This window comes from Methylicorpusculum oleiharenae (genome assembly GCF_009828925.2).
Lineage (GTDB): Bacteria > Pseudomonadota > Gammaproteobacteria > Methylococcales > Methylomonadaceae > Methylicorpusculum > Methylicorpusculum oleiharenae.
Genome location: NZ_WUTY02000001.1, coordinates 3,355,687 through 3,372,898 on the forward strand (window position 1 = coordinate 3,355,687; position 17,212 = coordinate 3,372,898).

Sequence of the window (17,212 nt, forward strand, 5' to 3'; positions counted from 1 at the left end):
TGAAAATTAATGAACGGTAGTGTCGGTATTTTTTACCGCACTATCGCTCGGTTTATCGGGATTTAAACAGACTTCTGCCTGCCATTCCCAGTTTCGGATATTTCGACTCCAGCGCTCCGGTTTTTTGGCCTTAGCGGCCTCATAAACAGCTTGGCGTTGCCTCAGGATCGCCCGGTCTTCACCCGTGTGACGTTGCTCAGGCGTTACAAATTGAATGCCGCTGTGCCGATGCTCATGGTTGTACCAGTCGACAAAGTCGGTTACCCAGTCCCTGGCGGCGGTGACCGAGGCAAACGGTTGGGTCGGATACTGGGCGTCGTATTTTAGGGTTTTGAACAACGACTCGGAATACGGGTTGTCATTACTCACCGCCGGGCGACTCCGCGAGGGTGTGACGCCAAGCTGCTGCAAGGTTGCCAACAGCGTTGCCCCTTTCATCGGGCTGCCGTTGTCGGAATGTAACACCAACTGGTGCGGTGGAATCCCTTCTCGTTGGCAGAGATCCGTGATCAGATCGGCCGCCAGTTCGCTGTTTTCTTGTTCATAAACTTGCCAGCCGACAATCTTGCGACTGAAGATATCCATGAACAGATACAGATAGAAAAACTGGCCTTTGACGAGGCTGGTCAAATAGGTGATATCCCAACTCACCAGTTGTTTCGGTGCCGTCGCGGTGAGGGCTTTCGGCTTACTACGCTCGACCGATGGACGGCAGGCATGACGGTGTTTGACTTGTTTCGCCTCGCGAAAAATGCGGTAAATCGTCGACTCCGACGCATAATATTCACCGCGTTCGGCCAACATCGGCACGATCTGATGCGGTGTTTTGTCTTTGAACTCATCGCTGTTGGCTAGGGCTAATACCTGAGCGCGTTCTTCGTCACTCAAACGATTACAAGGCACGTGTTGACGGCGCGTGCGACCGTCAACCGGCACGGCTTCGGGACGTTGCCAACGTTGTAACGTGCGCAGCGGTAGGCCCATCACCTCGGCAGCTTTGGCTTTACGGGCTCCGTGATCAAACGCTTCGTTAAATAAGGTGAGTAAATGGGTGCGTTCTGCAAGAGGGATCATGGCGCCTTTTCCTCCCAGAACGCGTGGCACTTTTTTTGAAGGATCAACAAAGCGGCGGCTTCTGCCAAGGCTTTCTCCTTGCGTTGCAGGTCTTTCTTCAGTTGTGCAATCTCGTTCTCCAAGGGTTTCAAGGCTTTCCTTGAGACTTGGCTGGGTTCGGTGACCTCAAGAGGTTTAATAAAGTCTTGTTGCCACGTTTGCAGGTGATGGGTAAACAAACCTCGTTCACGGCAGAAGGCGTTGAGTGCTTCACCTTCCAAGCTCGCGCTGACTAGCAAGGCTTCAAACCGTTGTTTCCGAGTCCAGTCTTTAGGACGTTGTTGTTTCATAGTGTTTGTTGTTGATTTGGATCGTGTCTGTTTAAGCCAGCCTTTCAGAGTAAACACACTGATAGTCAATTCATCGGCAATCGATTGAATGCTTTTATCACCGCGTTGCAATACTTTACTCAGGGCTTGCTGTTTAAATTCTTCACTATAACGGGTTTGCATTTTGTACCTCTATAAAATTTTAGAGGCGACAACTATCCTGACACAGAGGGCACCAAGCCCACTCGATCAATCTGACATTGCCGCCATTGGCTGGAATTATTTTGAAAATAGAACTGACGTAAAACGGATGACGCAAACAATACTGTTTATTTGCAGTAATGGAGATTTATTAGGAACAAGGAATGTTTCCTTTTGGTAACCATGAAGTGCCTGATAATGGGGTTTGATGTCCACTGGTGCGTTACGTACCTTTATGCAGAATAAACCCCATAAGCAACGAACTCCATCGGGTGTTGGATGACGGCAGATGCTTTGCTATTGCCGATCACACCGATACTCGGCAAATTGAGCAGGACGCCAAGACGTTGTGTCATTGTTTCCGAATAAGAAACGTAAATGTTAAAGCATTATCATTTACTGGGTTCAACGGACGGCTGCGGAAAACCGGATGCCCGATTGTAAAGGAGAGATAACGGGCGCAATCCCGTTATCTCCTGCCGATCGTTTGGATGAGAAAAAAAGCAAAGACCACGATTAGCTTTGCTGTCTGGATTCAGAGCAATCAAACAGAATCGTCATCTCGTAGGGTTGATTATCAGTGGCATCGCCCGGTTCAGGCAGTAGAGTGCTTTTCGCGCAATTTGTTGAATAGGCATGATGCAACAATTCGGTAAATCCGGTTGAGGCCGCGCCGTAAGAGGGCCAACGTAGGACGATAGCACAGGAGTTTGTGCGGCATTCGGTACTCACAATCGAATAATCACCTTGATTAGCAGCCAGTTGCGCAAGGTCTTCTTCGAATAGGCTTTGGGTGGCGCCGGCCCAATTTCGATCGATGGGTTCGCGTTTAAACGCAACTTTGCTGTCTTCCCACCATTGCAAGTCGGCCGCTTTCGCATCTTCAGGTGACAGTTGGTTGGCGACCTCGGCATCGGCTTGATTTGCGGCGCTGATTTCGTCTTGTTCTGGGTTATCGGTAGTATTATTTTTAGTTGCTAACATGCTTAGCCGTTGCTCCAGACTGCGCATTCTTTCGTCATTAGCTTTTAATACCTCACGGTTTTGCTCGGCAAGGTTGACAGACGTGCGACTATTTGACGACATTGTGGGCGAGTGTCCGGCATTGGGTGCTTGGCTTTCTGTACTGTAGTCATTTTTTAAATACAGGGAACCCACGACAACCACAATAATCCCGGAAATGACGCCGGATACTACAGGTAAAAGGGTATTGCTAACAGACGTTTTCATAAGGGGTCTCCGAACGGGGTTTGAGCCAGTGTAGAGAGGGCTGTCCGGCCCTCTCTGTCAAACAGGCAATGCTAAGTAGTTAATTACCAAAGGTATAAAAGCCCCGAAGACTGCTTATACCGCCAGTGGTTTCTTTGCGTGGCAATCTAACCCAGATATAACCAAAATCAGCTGTTGTGGTACTGTTCCATTGGCTACGGCTGGGTTGAAGGGTGAAGTGTTGCTTACCCACTGCGGTTTCAACCAAGGTCCCGCAAGAACCGCCGGTGGTATGCCAGAGCGAACGACAGGCCATTGCCGCAGCTTTAAGTGTACTGTTACCATCCCAGCCATGGATATTGAGTGTGGTAAGGTTTTGTTTTAACAAATAATCGGAATCATCCACGGCGCATAATGCATACATTTCTGCTGTGGTTGAGTTATTGTAAATGGCGTAGCTCGTATCGATAGGTGCGCCACCCAATGTCATACAGCTTGAGGCGTGAGTCCGCGTCCATTTGGCGGTAGCCATTTGTGGAAATACGGTGCTGACGGTAACTACAAAAGTAGCGATAAATACACTGATAAATGTTTTGAGATGAAATTTCATGACAGTTCTCCTGATGAAACAAAATGAGGCTGGTCGATGCTGGCCAGTCGCTGTTACATTAAGCTTTACAGGAAAAAACAAAAATAAACATTTTCACATTAAGCGAATGATTTATATCCTATTTATGGGTTGGTTATTTGGCTAAACTGATCCGTGGATCGGTGCGCTTAATCGTTTTTTGGCTTGGTTTAATAGACGGTTCAACTCACAAGGTTTGATAACCAGCAAGGTCCTAAAGTTTTTGGCGTTGCCGTTCCAGCCATTGCGGGGACGGTAAGGTTTCCTTCGTAAATGAGTAACATCTTAATCTGATATACTTCAATTTAATAGAATGCAGACTGTGTTTAAACCTATTAAGACTCAACATTCAGTGTTACAAATCGACGAGTTACGCTTTAATGACAGGTGAGTTCGGTCATTTAAACCTCAACATTCAATTTAGGAGCTTCATCATGGCAAAACCTTATATCCGTCTTGGTAAAGGCAATGCTGCTGATTTGTTGGTTGACCATATGCCGCTTTGTGAAAGCTGAATCGCGAATTTGCGAAACAAAAGGGGTATGAACTTTTAGAGAGGTGTGTGATCATGGAATATGATCGTTATCCCTATGTAACTAAATTTTATAGAAGTGGTTGGTGGCTGATGAAGTGAGATTTATCAGAGTGAGCTAAAAACTTTTTGATTTCGCCTACAAAAAGTTAATTTTGCATCATCATTTGAGTATCTTTCGATCCGACTCCAGATGCATTATCGACAGATGGAAAGGGACGGGGGAGAGTGATCAATATATCTTTGTCCTTGGCCGCAGCGACGATTAATTAACCCCCCCAGACCTTGCTTACTTTTTTTATCGGTAAGTTAGCCGCTCATATGACAGTATGGTAAAGAAATGTAAGCATTAGGAGAAATACATGATGATCCACGATTCAAATTTATCAAACTGATGTTACGCAGCCCCATCCCAAAAAGCGTATCATTTCAGGATGGATAAAGAAAAAACAGCGCTCTATACAGACTACCTGATTTGCAACCAAGGCTTGGCAACGGCGACCAGCCTGTCGGCGATGCTCGACGGTGAAGTGAGTCATGACCAAATAACCCGCCACCTGTCCGCGAGGCTATACACCTCAAAAGACCTGTGGGTTGATGTCAAACCCACCGTGCGTCAGATCGAGCGGGACGACGGCTGTCTGATCTTCGACGACACCGTCCAGGAGAAGGCGTTTACTGACGAGAACGAGATGATGTGCTGGCACTATGACCACTGCAAAGGCCGCTCGGTCAAAGGCATCAACCTGTTGAATGCGTTGTACCACAGCGGGGACGTGTCGATCCCGGTCGCCTTCGAAGTGGTGAAGAAGCCCCATCAGTTTTGCGACATAAAAACCCGCAAGGTCAAGCGGGCGGCGGAGTTCACCAAGAACGAACTGATGCGGTCAATGGTCGCCACCTGCGTGGCGAACGCCATCAAGTTCCGCTATGTCCTGACCGACAGCTGGTTTGCGTCGAAAGAGAACTTCGAGTTCATCCTCAAGAAAGGCAAACACTTCATCAGCGCCTTGAAGGACAACCGCTTGGTGGCGTTGACCGAAACAGACAAGAACGAAGGGCGCTTTGTGCGGATCAGTCAGCTGGAATTGACGGATCAACAGGCGGTGCGCGGCTGGATGAAGGGCTTCCCCCAGGAAGTGCTGTTCGTCCGGCGGGTCTTTACAAACAAAGACGGCAGCACCGGTTTGTTGAATCTGGTGTGCAGCGATTTGGCGTGCGACGGCGGACAAGCCTCAACCCTCTATGAAAAACGGTGGAAGGTCGAGGAGTTCCATAAATCATTAAAATCCAATGCGGGGCTGGCAAAGTCGCCTACCCGCACCGTCACCACCCAAAACAACCACATATTCATGACCATCTATGCCGTGTTCAAGCTGGAATGTTTGAAGATCAAACATAAAACCAACCATTTCGCCATGCGGGCTAAACTTTTCATAAAAGCTAACCAGATAGCTTATGCAGAGTTGCAGAAATTACGGGCTGCGTAACATCGTTTATCAAATATGAATAAGCCCTTAGATGAAATAAATTTTAATTGCTTGTTCTGCTGTCGGCTCCGGAGGTCAATATGAATGAAGATACCTTAAACATGGAAATCAGAAAATATCTGAAAAATGTGGGAGTTACATCCCAGCGTGAAATTGAACATGCAATCATGAAAGCGATTGAATCTAAAGCTATAAGTGGCGTAGAACAATTAGAGCTAAAAATGACTCTAAATATACCCGCTATTGGCCTAATTTACTGCATTGAAGGAGAAATCGCTCTGGAGTGATTTTATTTTGTAGATCGTCGATTCATTCAATTTAAGGTGAAAAATAAGTTTGGATTAAAAGCGATACTAAATAGTATTTTCAGCATAGATTAACAGCTGGTCTTTGTTTGAATTCACAATGAAGCGAATAAGTTTCCCTCTCAAACAAATATAACCTCGCTAAAACAATAGATTGCATATGCAATAGAAGTTGTCCAATGTATTTCACAAAGAACCATTGAGTTTGTTTTTCGATTTTATTTTAGCTTCAGGGGAAGGACGAGGACCGAAATATACCAACAGCAAAAACACGGTGCACGCTGAAGGTCAAAAAGGTTACGTTTGCCTTTATCTGAGCATGCAGGCCTGAATCCCGACCTCTTTCTACCGAGCTTTCATCGCTTAACAATGACCGGCGTATTGGAAAGTTCGTTCTTATTGGTTGCGTCGGAAGGGAAATGGGTAGCCAGAATCTTCGTAATACGTTCGATGCCTTCCAAAGCCCCTCGCCGGAAATCGCCCCGGTGAAACTCTTTCTGCATGGCCTCGGCTATTGTGTCCCATTCAGCCTGTGGTACAAGCTTGGCAATACCTCGATCCACAACGAGATCGACTTCCCGGTCGGCCAGCAACAGATAAATCAGCACACCGCTGTTTTCTTCGGTGTCCCATACCCGCAAATTTGAAAAGACTTCGGTTGCACGCTGGCTCGCTGACATACCTTGCCACACCCAAGAGGGAGCAAGGGCATTTTCGATAGCAAAACGAAGTTCGCCCCGGTGCAGAGATTCGGACTGCTCTACAGCCATATCAATCTCGCCGAGCAATGACGCAGGAAACGCCACACGCCACCGCCAAGGCGGCATGAACGCATGAATGAACCAGCGTTTAATGTTTACCATGATCCGGATGCTCCTCCTCCGCCAAAACCACCACCGCCGCCTCCCCATGAGCCGCCGCTTCCGCCAAATCCACCCCCACCGCTAGACCATCCACCGCCACCACGGTGACGAACACCGATAATGAAAAAAACCATTATCCCGATCAGGACCGCTGCGAAACCCAAGCCAAACAGCAGAGCGCCCACCATGCCGCTGCCCAAACCTGCGAGCATTCCGCCCATTACCCGTCCCAGCATCGAGGACAACACAAAACCCGTAATTATGCCGGCGAACAGCAGGAACATAAAAGCCCCATCGTCTCCTCGATCGTTCGGCTGTTGCTGTGGCGCCGGCAAAGCCTCGCCTTCGATCAGGCGCATGAGTTTCATCACCCCGGCATCAATGCCGCCCGCAAAATCGCCGGCTTTGAAATACGGCGTGATGGTCTCGGCAATCACCCGTTTGGCGATCGCGTCCGGGATAGCGCCTTCCAAGCCATAGCCGACTTCCAGCCGCAGTTTTCGATCGTCTTTGGCTATGATCAGAATGACACCGTCATCGACCTTTTCCCGGCCGATCCTCCATGCGTCGGCAACCCGTATGCCGAACTGGGCTATATCTTCGGGTTGGGTCGTAGGGACGATCAGAACCGCGATCTGGCTACCCTGTTTGGCTTCGAATGCCGCCAGCTTCGTTTCCAGCGCGTTCACCTGCGCTACGCTCAGCGTGGCGGATAGATCGGTGACGCGTTGCGATAAGTCAGGAACCGGAACCTGCGCCCAAGCTGCTACCAAAACCAGCAGCAGCAATAACCCGAATTCGTAGCGCACTGAAGGCAACATCAGGGATACCTTACTTACCTGGAGCCCCGGCCGATGCCGGCGCATTAAAATCGACTTTTGGCGGTTGCGCAATAGCCTGTTCGTTTTCTACGGTAAAACTCGGTTTGGTCTTGTGGCCAAACAGCATTGCGGTGAAATTGGTGGGGAAAGACCGCACGGTAATGTTGTATTCCTTTACCGCTTCAATATAGCGGTTGCGTGCCACGGTAATGCGGTTTTCCGTGCCTTCCAGTTGCGCCTGCAAGTCGCGGAACAAGCCATCAGCTTTCAGCTGCGGATAATTCTCCGCTACCAGCAACAAGCGTGAAATGGCGCTGGTCATTTGCCCCTGCGCAGCAATGAATTTCTTGAAGGCTTCCTCGTCATTGACCAGTTCAGGCGTGGCTTGCATCGCACCAACCCTGGCGCGCGCCTCGGTCACTTCGGTCAGCACATCCTTTTCGTGCGCCGCGTAGCCTTTCACCACGTTTACCAGATTAGGCACCAGATCGGCACGGCGCTGGTATTGGTTCAGTACTTCCGCCCACGCAGCCTTGATGTTTTCATCACCTGATTGCAGTGTGTTATAGCCGCAACCGGACAAGGTCATTACCATGAATGAAGTCATTAGCCATTTAAACATATCAAATTCCCCTTTAAGAGCATAAGTATCTACACATCTTTTCCTAAAAATTGCTGAGCGGTTGCCTTCAAACTATCCAGTTCTTCTTGAGAATAGGCCTCCATGATTTCAAGCATGGAGAGGAAGACCCACAACCCCGACAACAGCGCTGGATTCGTAAACTCCTTTTTGTGGCGCATTTGCCTGCCGCTGAGCTTGATCAGAAATAGTCTTAATTCAGCCGCTTCCTTGCTTTTGTCGGCGGCTATGGCCCAAACCGTAACACAGGCCATGCTAGCCACCAAGAGGCGTTTGGCAATGGCCAGGGCTGATTCCTGTTGCCACGATTCGAGGTGGTGACCTGCCGATTTGACCAGTTTGAAGAAACACTCGATTTGCCAGCGCCAGTAGTACCATAGCGCAATAGTCGAAGCATCGACATCTTTTACATTGGTCAATAGCAGCCATTCCGCCAACACATCACCTTCGTCGGACAAGAGGCGACTGACCACCAGCCTTGCCGCTACAGGAATGCCAGGCATAGCCGGCTTTTTGCTTTTCTTCTGACTCGGTTTGGCGGGACGGGTTAGCGTCACATCGGTTTCTGCCACCCACTGCCAATAAGTCTGACCCTGATAACGGACTTCCCGAGTCTTGCTGAACGCCAGCTTTTGCGCCACGGTTTTACAAGCCATGGGCTTAGCCTGGTAGTCCACTTTGGGATTATCCTTGACGCGTACCAGCCAGTGGCTACCCGTCGCTTCCCAGCGGCGGATATGGCCGATGGAATCGCCTTCTCGATCAATCAGGTGGACTAATGGCTTGGCAAAACCTTGTCCGTCCAAAAACTGAATGCAATCGCTGACTTCATCCAAATGGTTTTGGACGATGGGCTGGGGATTGGCTTCCTGATAGGTCGCGAAACTCCCTTCGCTGCTAACCAGTCGCTGCGCTACCGGCGCCAAGGGCTGCCCCGTTTGGTCGCTAATAATGAGGCTGGTTTGCAGATCGTAGCCGATGTCGGTGTCATGGGTGATCGCGTAAGTGTCCGGTTTGTTGGCATGTTTGTAACTCAATCGGGACCAGTCATGGACGCATAAAGCGAAGTTCATGCAATGAGCCAAGATGCCTTGGTGCGCGGCGACCGTGAGCGGTTCTTGGAGCTTCGATAGACTGACCGATTCGTTTTGGTAGAAGCGCCACGCCGCTTGTGTGCTGGCAAAGCTGCTGATTTTGTCAGGCAACGCTTTTAATCCAGCACTCAGGCGTTCACTTGAATTCATGTGTTCACTCACCAGGCGCTGGTAGCGGTCGTTTAGGCGTGAGTCCACGCCGGATAGGCTTTTTTAAAATCATGCGGCATCATGCCAAAATTTACGATAAGTCGTGTAGATACTTATGCTTTAAGAGTAAGCGTCTAACCGATCAAGGCTAGCGCCAAGGCTTCAAATAACAAGGTAAAACCACTGCCTGGCCGTGCCCAAGGAACGTCAACAGTGCGGACTTTACCATCGGTCGTGGTAATTGCGCGGCACCGCACAATGGAGGTAACAGGTGTGTTCAAAAAAGCTCAAATGTTGCCATTGCCGCTCTACGGTATCATGCACTGGACAGAGGTTATTCGCGTCGTCTAAGAAGCGCGAGCCAGTCACAAAATCGATATGCAGATGAAGTTCGCTACGGGCCGATTCATCTGTAGAAAAGGTCACGGCTTTGACCTGCCAAGGGGGTTGCAGGCCTAAAGCCATGCTGAATAAAGTTTCACTGTTCATGGCTATATTATTGCATTACCCTCTACGAATTACATAGAGCCGTAAAAACTTATAAAAACAACTTCAGTTTCACTTACAGGACCGATAAGTCCAAGTTATCACGTTGCATCGGTTTCTCTTTTTTTGCAGGCAATTGTGCTGATGGGATGCTGGTCGTAAATGCGCCCGCCGATCGGTGTCTTATAACCGGTTCTCTTGACCAGGATCGCGCCGGTAGGACATACCTGGACGGCGCAGTCTTCAACACTGATGTTGCTGTCTTTAAGTTGCCCGGTAGGTGAATTCACTATCAGGCGTTTATGGATGCCGCGCCCGGCGATGCCGAATACGTCTTTTCCATCGCTCTCCCGGCTGGCCCGAACACACAGATTGCAGAAAATGCAGCGGTTATGGTCAATCAATATATCGGGATGCGAGGCATCCACTTTTCTATGCGCATAAAAATGCGGAAAGTGGTTGTCCAGCATATTCAGATGATAGCCGACTGCTTGCAACTCGCAATTACCCGATTTTTCACAGGTCGGGCAAAAATGATTGCCTTCCACGAACAGCATTTGAGTGATGCGCAGACGGGCTTCTTGCAATTCTTCACTGTTGTTGACGACTTTCTGACCTTCTGCGGCTGGAAAAGTACACGCTGAACAGGTGCGGCCGTTGACTTTTACGGTACACAATTTGCAGCTCCCGTGTGGTGTGTAGCCGGGTCTATGACACAGATGGGGGATGTATACGCCTGCTGTACGGGCAGCTTCTATGATGGTTTGACCGTCGCTGAAGGGGATGGTTTGATCGTCAATGGTAAGTGTTCCGCTCATGTCAATTCTCCACTTGCTGCGATAAGTGCGCACCTGAATCGTCGCGCTGCGTTAAATGGCGGGCAATGGCTAATGTCGCATCCAGATTAAAACCGGGTGAAAAGCCGGATCGTTTTAACTGTTCTACATACAATTCGGGATAGCTTGCCAGTGTGGTTAAAATCGGATTCGCGGCAGTTTCTCCCAAGCCGCAATGGCTAAAGTTTTTAACGATCAGGCATATTTCACTCAGTTTTTCCATGTCCACAGCGGAACCATGGCCGTCAATGATCTTGTTTAACTGATTTTTCAACAGCGAGGTACCGACCCGGCAAGGTGCGCAAAAGCCGCAGCTTTCATGAGCAAAAAATTCGGTAAAGTTCTGCACGATATCAAAAATGTTACGCGTTTTATTAAATACCATGAACGAGCCGGCAGACGATAAGTCTTCAAATGCAAGTGTGCGTTCCAGTTCCCGGTTGGAAATAAAAGTACCCGATGGACCGCCAATTTGTACGCCCATGACCTCTTCGGCGCCACAATCCGACAATATCTCGCTGATGCGGGTGCCAAACGGGTATTCGTAAATACCCGGCCGAGCACAGTCGCCACTGATGCTGAGTAATTTGCTGCCGGTAGATTGTGGTGTTCCGACATCGGCAAACCATTGTCCGCCTTTTATCGCAATATGAGTGGTGGCGAAAAAAGTTTCGACATTGTCGACTACCGTCGGTTTGCGCAGATAACCGCAGATAACCGAGTTGGGTGGTTTAGTGCGGGGAATTCCGGGCTTTCCCTCCAGCGATTCGATTTGCGCCGATGCCTCACCGCAAATGTAAGCACCTGCACCCATGCGTATTTCGATGTCGAAATCAAAGCCCGCTTGCCCAAGAATATTGGACCCAAGCAAACCCTGATCGCGGCGGTTTTGTAAAATTTTCTGGAGCTTTTCGTAGAGGAATAAATATTCGGCTCGCAAATAGACCAGGCCTTGAGTGGATCCGATAATCGCCGCGCACAGTGTCATGCCTTCGAATACCTGATCTGCATACAGGTTGAGTAACATCCGGTCTTTGAACGTACCCGGCTCGCCTTCATCGGCATTACAAATCACATAGCGGGGCGTAGCTGCCTGGACAGCGCAGGTGCGCCATTTCAATGCCGTCTTGAATCCGGCACCACCCCGGCCTCGCAAATTGGATAAGTCAACTTCCGCCAAGGTTTCAGTCAAGCCTCGATTAAAAGTCGCCTTTATCGCATCACCATTACTGAAGGGCTGAGTCAACAGCAGGCCGGGTTTATAGAGGGTTTCTTCAACTTGGAATAACTCTGCCGGCCAATCGATTAAAGGTGTTTCCTGTTCAATCAAAGCTGCAATGGTGTCGATTTTGGGTCGATCCAGCCGAGGCAGAGGATAGCCATTGATCAGGCCTGCCGGTCCCTGATCACACATGCCGGTGCAGGAAGTATTATTAAGGCTGACCAATTCATCCTTTCGGACTTCGCCCACTTTGACTTTTAAGGTTTCGGCTGCATAGCTCAGCAAGCTTTCTTTGTTTTGCATGCGATCTGTAATTGAGTCGCTGAACAAAATGTCGTACCGGCCTTGTGGTGTGGAATGCAGAAAGCTGTAAAACTCAACCACCGCAATGATCTGGGTGCGAGGAATATTGAGTTTATCAGTCAGGATATCAATGGCCGTTTCCGGAATATGCCGGTAATGGGCTTGTACCGCTCGTAATATTTTTAACAGCCTGACCGGTTGGTAGTCTGCTTCCGCAAGGACTGTTTCTAAAAACGTCTTCATCGTATCGTTACCGGTTAATTAAGTTGCTTGGTAAATTATGTTTCACTCAAAAAACCTGTTTTAAGGCCTATTCCCGGAATTTAACAGCAGGTACTCATCCGCCCTGTAATGCCAACTCCCAAAAAGTAGTTGTTCCGGAATGCTTAAGCCCTATTTTCAGCCAATGAACCAATATGATATGCCGTTCATTGGGTTGTTTAACGATGCCCCGTTACTGATTGGCGGCTCGTCAAATTGAATCGCGTAAATCAGTTTTTTATTATGAGTTAATACTAAACAAAATGCAGCCGGGTGCCCAGCTAAAAATTACTTGCCGATGCGGTGATATGCTTAACATCAGGCTTTTTCATCCAGTAACGAATCTGACGTCAAGCGATTGGGGAGGGCTTCCACACTACCTTCGCTGGCCTCAATATGACCGGTCTTTAAGCCTGCTTGCTCCAATTGCTGTTTTAGATAGTCCAGATGATGTTTGATTAATTCGGTTGTTTGCGGTTTCTCCGCAAAAAAATGGGTGTTTACGGTATTGTCAAAATAGGCAATTTTGCAGCGTATCGGGCCTATATTGGGTGGAGAAAGTGTCACCGTGACCGACCAGGTTTGATTCTGTCCTTCCTGTTTGGCATGCTGATCTTTGTTGATCTCTATTTTTACACTGTCGGCTTGGTCTTGATTTAAAAATGGAATTTCAATCAGCCATTGTTGTTTGGGAGAGTCTTCCTTGGGGACCGAGGCCAATTGATCAAGAATTATTCTGGCCAGACTGTTTTCGCTTTTTTGTAACAGGTTTTTAAGTTGCTCCAGTGCAGGGGATGATTGGGTTTGTTCGCTTTCACCCGCCGTCTCCATTTGTAGTGTCTGAATCAGTTTAAGTAAATGGGCTTTTAAATCATCCTTGAACAGCACATTTCCGGTTTCAGGTCCGGCAAGTGCCTTTTGGGGGGCATCTGAGGGGTTCATTAAGCGGGCAATCTTTGCTTCCAAAAATAAACCGGATTCAGAGAATATGTTTTTAAGCAGGCCGTCTTGCATCAAATCTTTATGCCCGGGGAGATTACGTAAAATATCGCTGACCAGTTGTTTCAACGGCAAGGAAACCGTTTCACTGGTCTGCAAACCGGTATTGTCTTTAACCAGTTGATTGACGAAAGCCGCCGGTGAATCATTTTTCGGCAAAAAGCGTTTAACAAAATCGGCTATCCCGCTTTCGGCGCTGATTATTTTAAACAGCTGATGCTTATTTGAAGATAGCGCTTCCAGGGTAACCAGCTGCCCGGGTTTTACTCTTGGATCTTCTGTTTTATAAGCGATCTCCAACAGGGACGTTTTGCTTCCTGCAGGTTTGGATAACAACTCCAGCTGGATAGAATGCTCTTTTATACCTACAACGCGGGCCATTATTTGCAGAGGAGATTCCGGCGACTTATTGTCGGATGCCGAAATAAAAGGTGATGATGGGTTGGGTGCGTTCGTCGTTTTGGCGCCGGGCAACTGGGTAAAGCTGAGTATGGCATCGGTTAGCTTGGGTTCCACCAGTCTCAGCACCAGCGCAGGAGACAATTGCATAACTTCCAGTTTGAGTGACTGGCCGGATTGCAGCGGCGCGGTCAGATTGCTTTGAACTTCCAGTGTTTGCTTCGCAATCTGCAGCGTAATCCGGGTAAGATCGCTGGATAACTGTCCGACTTTAACGTCCAGCTGCTGACCCACTTTCAGTTGCAGTGAATTTTCATTTTGACGGGTGATCGTTCGGGTGTCGAGTGCATTGATAAGCGGCTGAATATCCAATGCCATGGCCTATTTCAACATTTGCCTGATATGTTCAATTTCATCTTTGGCCAAATCGAGAATTGAGAGACCGGCATCGGGATCCAGATGCCCCTGGACTAATTTTTTGAACGCAGGCAACTCGTCGATACGAGGCATTTTCTTGACGTCCACTTTGCCGATGTAGCTGTGCAATTGAGCAATCATGACAATATCGCTGTAGTCGGCTGGGCCGTCATTGTGTTTGTACCAATCTTCAGCATGGATGATGACATCTTCGAAATCAGCCGGAAAATCCCACTTACGAATAATTTGCAAGCCGATGTCAATCCGCAAGTTTCTGACTGTTTCCACTAAATCTTTTGGATTGTTAATGATTTCCGGGTGCTTATCGGCATAGGTTAGAATGGGGACAACCCCGATATCATGAATAAGCCCTGCGAGCATCGCTTTGTCGGGATCAAAGCCGGGAATTTTGTGTGCGAAAACAGCGCTGATAGCCGCCACATAACTGCTGTGCGCCCATAGATCGGTCATTTTACGGGCTATCACCGGCGATTTGGCCAAAAAAACGGCTTTCATGGCAAATGAGGTAATAATATCCTGTGCTGCTTTTAAACCGATCCGGGTCAAGGCTTCCGGGCAGCTTTCAATTTTTCTTCGGCCGCGGTAGAGGGGGCTGTTGGCAATTCTGATCAATCGGGCCGTGATAGAAGGATCAATCTGAACAACGCGGGCAATTTTGGCATTATTGGCTTTATCATCATTGATCGCGCGCCGAATTTTAAAGGCCACATCAGGAATGGTGGGTAATTGCAAATTATCAGACTGCATAAAATGATAGCAATCGTGATAAAGGCGGTTTTTTGCCAGATTAGACGCTGTATTGATTATTTCAGCGGGTGCGCTCATAAGGTTTGTTCGGGGGGGCTGGGTTTAATAATCAGGCACTTCGTCAGAGTTTAGTTTAAAATCTTCCGTTTAGTCGATACAGTTCTCATTTTTTATTCATGATTGATCACTCTTCTGATGCGCTTGTTACGTTAACGACAATACGTGACTACATCCGCTGGGGCGCAACCCGTTTTAATAAAGCCAACATTTTTTTCGGCCACGGTGCAGCAAGTGCCCTGGATGAAGCTGCAGCATTGCTGCTTCATACCTTGAAACTTCCTTTTGATTTGTCACCGGTTTATATGGATAGCGTGCTGACTCAAGAAGAGCGTCAAGCGGTGAGTGATTTATTTGACAGACGCATCAACGAGCGCAAGCCGGTCGCCTATTTAACCAACCAGGTGCAATTTGCCGGGCTCCCTTTTTATGTGGATGAACGCGTTTTGGTGCCGCGTTCCCCTATCGCAGAGTTGATCAACGAACAGTTCTCTCCCTGGCTGGAAGTGGATCAGGTGCACCGCGTGCTTGATTTGTGTACCGGCAGTGCCTGTATTGCGATTGCCTGTGCTTATGCCTATCCCGAAGCAAAAGTCGATGCCGTAGATCTTTCAGACGATGCATTGGCGGTTGCCGCAATTAATGTGGAAAAACATGACGCCGCCGATCAGGTCACTCTGTATCATTCCGATTTGTTCGATGCATTACCGCCCGATAAATACGATCTAATTGTCAGTAATCCGCCCTATGTCAGCACGGCAGAGTGGCAAGGCTTGCCGGCCGAATTTCATGCCGAACCTGACATGGGCTTTTTAGGCGGTGAATCGGGATTGGATCTGGTGCTGCGGATTTTGGCCCGTGCGCATGATTTTCTGACGGCTGAGGGAATAGTGGTTGTTGAGGTTGGCAGCAGTGCCGAGACCTTGCAAAGCCTATACCCTGATGTGCCTTTTTATTGGCTGGATTTTGAACACGGTGGTGATGGCGTATTTTTATTGACGGCAGAGCAAATCAAACAGTTCACGCCTCTTTTTCAACAAGCTTTAAAATAGATTTATGTCCGGAAACACGTTTGGAAAATTATTTACCGTAACCACGTTTGGTGAAAGTCACGGTCCTGCCTTAGGCTGTATCGTTGATGGCTGCCCTCCCGGAATGCCGCTTTCCGAAGCTGATATTCAAACCGATTTGGACAGACGCAAGCCCGGCACATCCAGGCATACTACCCAACGCCGGGAGGCCGATGAGGTCAGAATTCTCTCCGGTGTTTTTGAAGGCGTCACCACCGGGACACCCATTGGCATGATCATTGAAAATACCGATCAGCGGTCCAAAGATTATTCCAAAATTGCGGAAAGTTTCAGGCCCGGCCATGCCGATTATGCTTATCATCAAAAATACGGCTTCAGAGATTACCGGGGCGGAGGGCGGTCTTCTGCCCGTGAGACGGCCATGCGGGTTGCTGCCGGTGCCATTGCTAAAAAATACCTCAAGCACATTGCCGGTATTGAAGTAAGAGGTTATTTATCACAGTTAGGGCCCATTAAAATCGATAAAGTCGACTGGTCCGTAGTCGATAACAACCCGTTTTTCTGTCCTGATGAAGACAAAGTCGAAGCCATGGAAAAGTATATGGATGCGCTGCGAAAAGAAGGCGATTCGATAGGCGCCAAAATTGTAATCGTAGCCAGTCATGTGCCGCCCGGTTTGGGCGAACCCATATTTGATCGACTGGATGCCGATTTGGCCCATGCCCTGATGAGTATCAATGCGGTAAAAGGTGTGGAAATCGGTGGCGGTTTTGATTGCGTGGACACCAAAGGAACGGCTTTTCGTGATGAAATCACACCGGACGGCTTTTTAAGCAATCATGCGGGCGGTGTTTTAGGCGGAATCTCCACCGGTCAGGATGTTGTCGCCAGTATTGCTTTAAAACCGACTTCCAGTCTGCGTTTAGCAGGAAAAAGTATCGATATTCACGGCGAAGCGATTGATGTCGTTACGCACGGCAGACATGATCCTTGTGTCGGCATCCGCGCCACACCGATTGCAGAAGCGATGATGGCGATTACGCTGATGGATCATTTTTTGAGACATCGCGGTCAAAATGCCGAAGTTGATTCCGGATTACCGGCAATAAGATAAAAGA

The 17,212-nt window shown here is 48.5% G+C and carries 17 protein-coding genes and 1 pseudogene; 5 read left to right on the plus strand and 13 right to left on the minus strand.

The features are described from left to right. Window positions 1-6: 6 nt before the first annotated feature. The 4 genes from GO003_RS15185 to GO003_RS15195 form a co-directional block, all read right to left on the minus strand. Window positions 7-1,565 (minus strand): IS3 family transposase gene (locus GO003_RS15185; RefSeq protein ID WP_231088785.1). Its coding sequence is split into 2 segments (ribosomal slippage): window positions 7-1,103 and window positions 1,103-1,565, totalling 1,560 coding nucleotides; the frame shifts between segments, so codons are not numbered across the junction. 251 nt (window positions 1,566-1,816) lie between these two features. Next, window positions 1,817-1,939 (minus strand): hypothetical protein, encoded by a 123-nt coding sequence (locus GO003_RS26215; protein ID WP_269144404.1) that lies wholly within the window; start codon window positions 1,937-1,939, stop codon window positions 1,817-1,819. Between the two features lie 160 nt (window positions 1,940-2,099). Continuing rightward, on the minus strand, window positions 2,100-2,813 hold the full coding sequence (locus GO003_RS15190; protein WP_159658918.1) for a hypothetical protein: 714 nt from the start codon (window positions 2,811-2,813) through the stop codon (window positions 2,100-2,102). Between the two features lie 79 nt (window positions 2,814-2,892). Further along, on the minus strand, window positions 2,893-3,402 hold the full coding sequence (locus GO003_RS15195; RefSeq protein WP_159658917.1) for a hypothetical protein: 510 nt from the start codon (window positions 3,400-3,402) through the stop codon (window positions 2,893-2,895). A gap of 398 nt (window positions 3,403-3,800) precedes the next feature. Here GO003_RS15195 and GO003_RS26220 point away from each other — a divergent pair, with 398 nt between their 5' ends. From GO003_RS26220 to GO003_RS15205, 3 genes are all read left to right on the plus strand, one after another. Continuing rightward, window positions 3,801-3,935: a hypothetical protein gene (locus GO003_RS26220; RefSeq protein ID WP_269144405.1), complete on the plus strand. Its 135-nt coding sequence runs from the start codon at window positions 3,801-3,803 to the stop codon at window positions 3,933-3,935. Window positions 3,936-4,386: 451 nt separating this feature from the next. Continuing rightward, window positions 4,387-5,442, plus strand: a complete 1,056-nt coding sequence (locus GO003_RS15200) for an IS701 family transposase (protein ID WP_159655360.1) — start codon at window positions 4,387-4,389, stop codon at window positions 5,440-5,442. Window positions 5,443-5,522: 80 nt separating this feature from the next. Beyond that, window positions 5,523-5,729 carry a DUF6494 family protein gene (locus tag GO003_RS15205; protein WP_159658760.1) on the plus strand — a complete coding sequence of 69 codons (207 nt, stop codon included), beginning with the start codon at window positions 5,523-5,525 and terminating at the stop codon, window positions 5,727-5,729. 374 nt (window positions 5,730-6,103) lie between these two features. On the opposite strand, the gene GO003_RS15210 is transcribed toward GO003_RS15205, so the two are convergent. From GO003_RS15210 to GO003_RS15250, 9 genes and pseudogenes are all read right to left on the minus strand, one after another. After that, window positions 6,104-6,610 (minus strand): TPM domain-containing protein, encoded by a 507-nt coding sequence (locus tag GO003_RS15210; protein ID WP_159658761.1) that lies wholly within the window; start codon window positions 6,608-6,610, stop codon window positions 6,104-6,106. Then, entirely contained in the window at window positions 6,604-7,476 is an 873-nt protein-coding gene (locus tag GO003_RS15215; RefSeq protein WP_231089016.1) for a TPM domain-containing protein, read from the minus strand. The genes GO003_RS15210 and GO003_RS15215 overlap by 7 nt, the downstream gene beginning before the upstream one ends. After that, window positions 7,442-8,053, minus strand: a complete 612-nt coding sequence (locus GO003_RS15220; protein ID WP_159658762.1) for a LemA family protein — start codon at window positions 8,051-8,053, stop codon at window positions 7,442-7,444. The genes GO003_RS15215 and GO003_RS15220 overlap by 35 nt, the downstream gene beginning before the upstream one ends. A 29-nt stretch (window positions 8,054-8,082) precedes the next feature. Beyond that, window positions 8,083-9,363 (minus strand): transposase, encoded by a 1,281-nt coding sequence (locus tag GO003_RS15225; RefSeq protein WP_231089017.1) that lies wholly within the window; start codon window positions 9,361-9,363, stop codon window positions 8,083-8,085. A gap of 92 nt (window positions 9,364-9,455) precedes the next feature. Beyond that, a pseudogene (locus GO003_RS15230) lies at window positions 9,456-9,804 on the minus strand (ISL3 family transposase); the annotation flags it as partial. A 98-nt stretch (window positions 9,805-9,902) separates the two neighbouring features. Then, window positions 9,903-10,619, minus strand: coding sequence for a 2Fe-2S iron-sulfur cluster-binding protein (locus tag GO003_RS15235; RefSeq protein WP_159657598.1), 717 nt, complete (start codon window positions 10,617-10,619; stop codon window positions 9,903-9,905). A gap of 1 nt (window position 10,620) precedes the next feature. Next, entirely contained in the window at window positions 10,621-12,405 is a 1,785-nt protein-coding gene (locus GO003_RS15240; protein ID WP_159657596.1) for an NAD(P)H-dependent oxidoreductase subunit E, read from the minus strand. 336 nt (window positions 12,406-12,741) lie between these two features. After that, a complete protein-coding gene (locus GO003_RS15245; RefSeq protein WP_159657594.1) occupies window positions 12,742-14,199 on the minus strand; it encodes a flagellar hook-length control protein FliK in 1,458 nt (485 codons plus the stop codon). Between the two features lie 3 nt (window positions 14,200-14,202). Continuing rightward, window positions 14,203-15,084 (minus strand): HDOD domain-containing protein, encoded by an 882-nt coding sequence (locus GO003_RS15250; protein WP_159657592.1) that lies wholly within the window; start codon window positions 15,082-15,084, stop codon window positions 14,203-14,205. Between the two features lie 98 nt (window positions 15,085-15,182). Between GO003_RS15250 and prmB the strand changes: the two genes are divergently transcribed. Together prmB and aroC are read left to right on the plus strand one after the other, a co-directional pair. Beyond that, window positions 15,183-16,115 (plus strand): 50S ribosomal protein L3 N(5)-glutamine methyltransferase, encoded by a 933-nt coding sequence (gene prmB / locus GO003_RS15255; RefSeq protein WP_159657590.1) that lies wholly within the window; start codon window positions 15,183-15,185, stop codon window positions 16,113-16,115. A gap of 4 nt (window positions 16,116-16,119) precedes the next feature. Then, a complete protein-coding gene (gene aroC, locus GO003_RS15260; protein ID WP_159657588.1) occupies window positions 16,120-17,208 on the plus strand; it encodes a chorismate synthase in 1,089 nt (362 codons plus the stop codon). The last annotated feature ends 4 nt before the right edge of the window (window positions 17,209-17,212 follow it).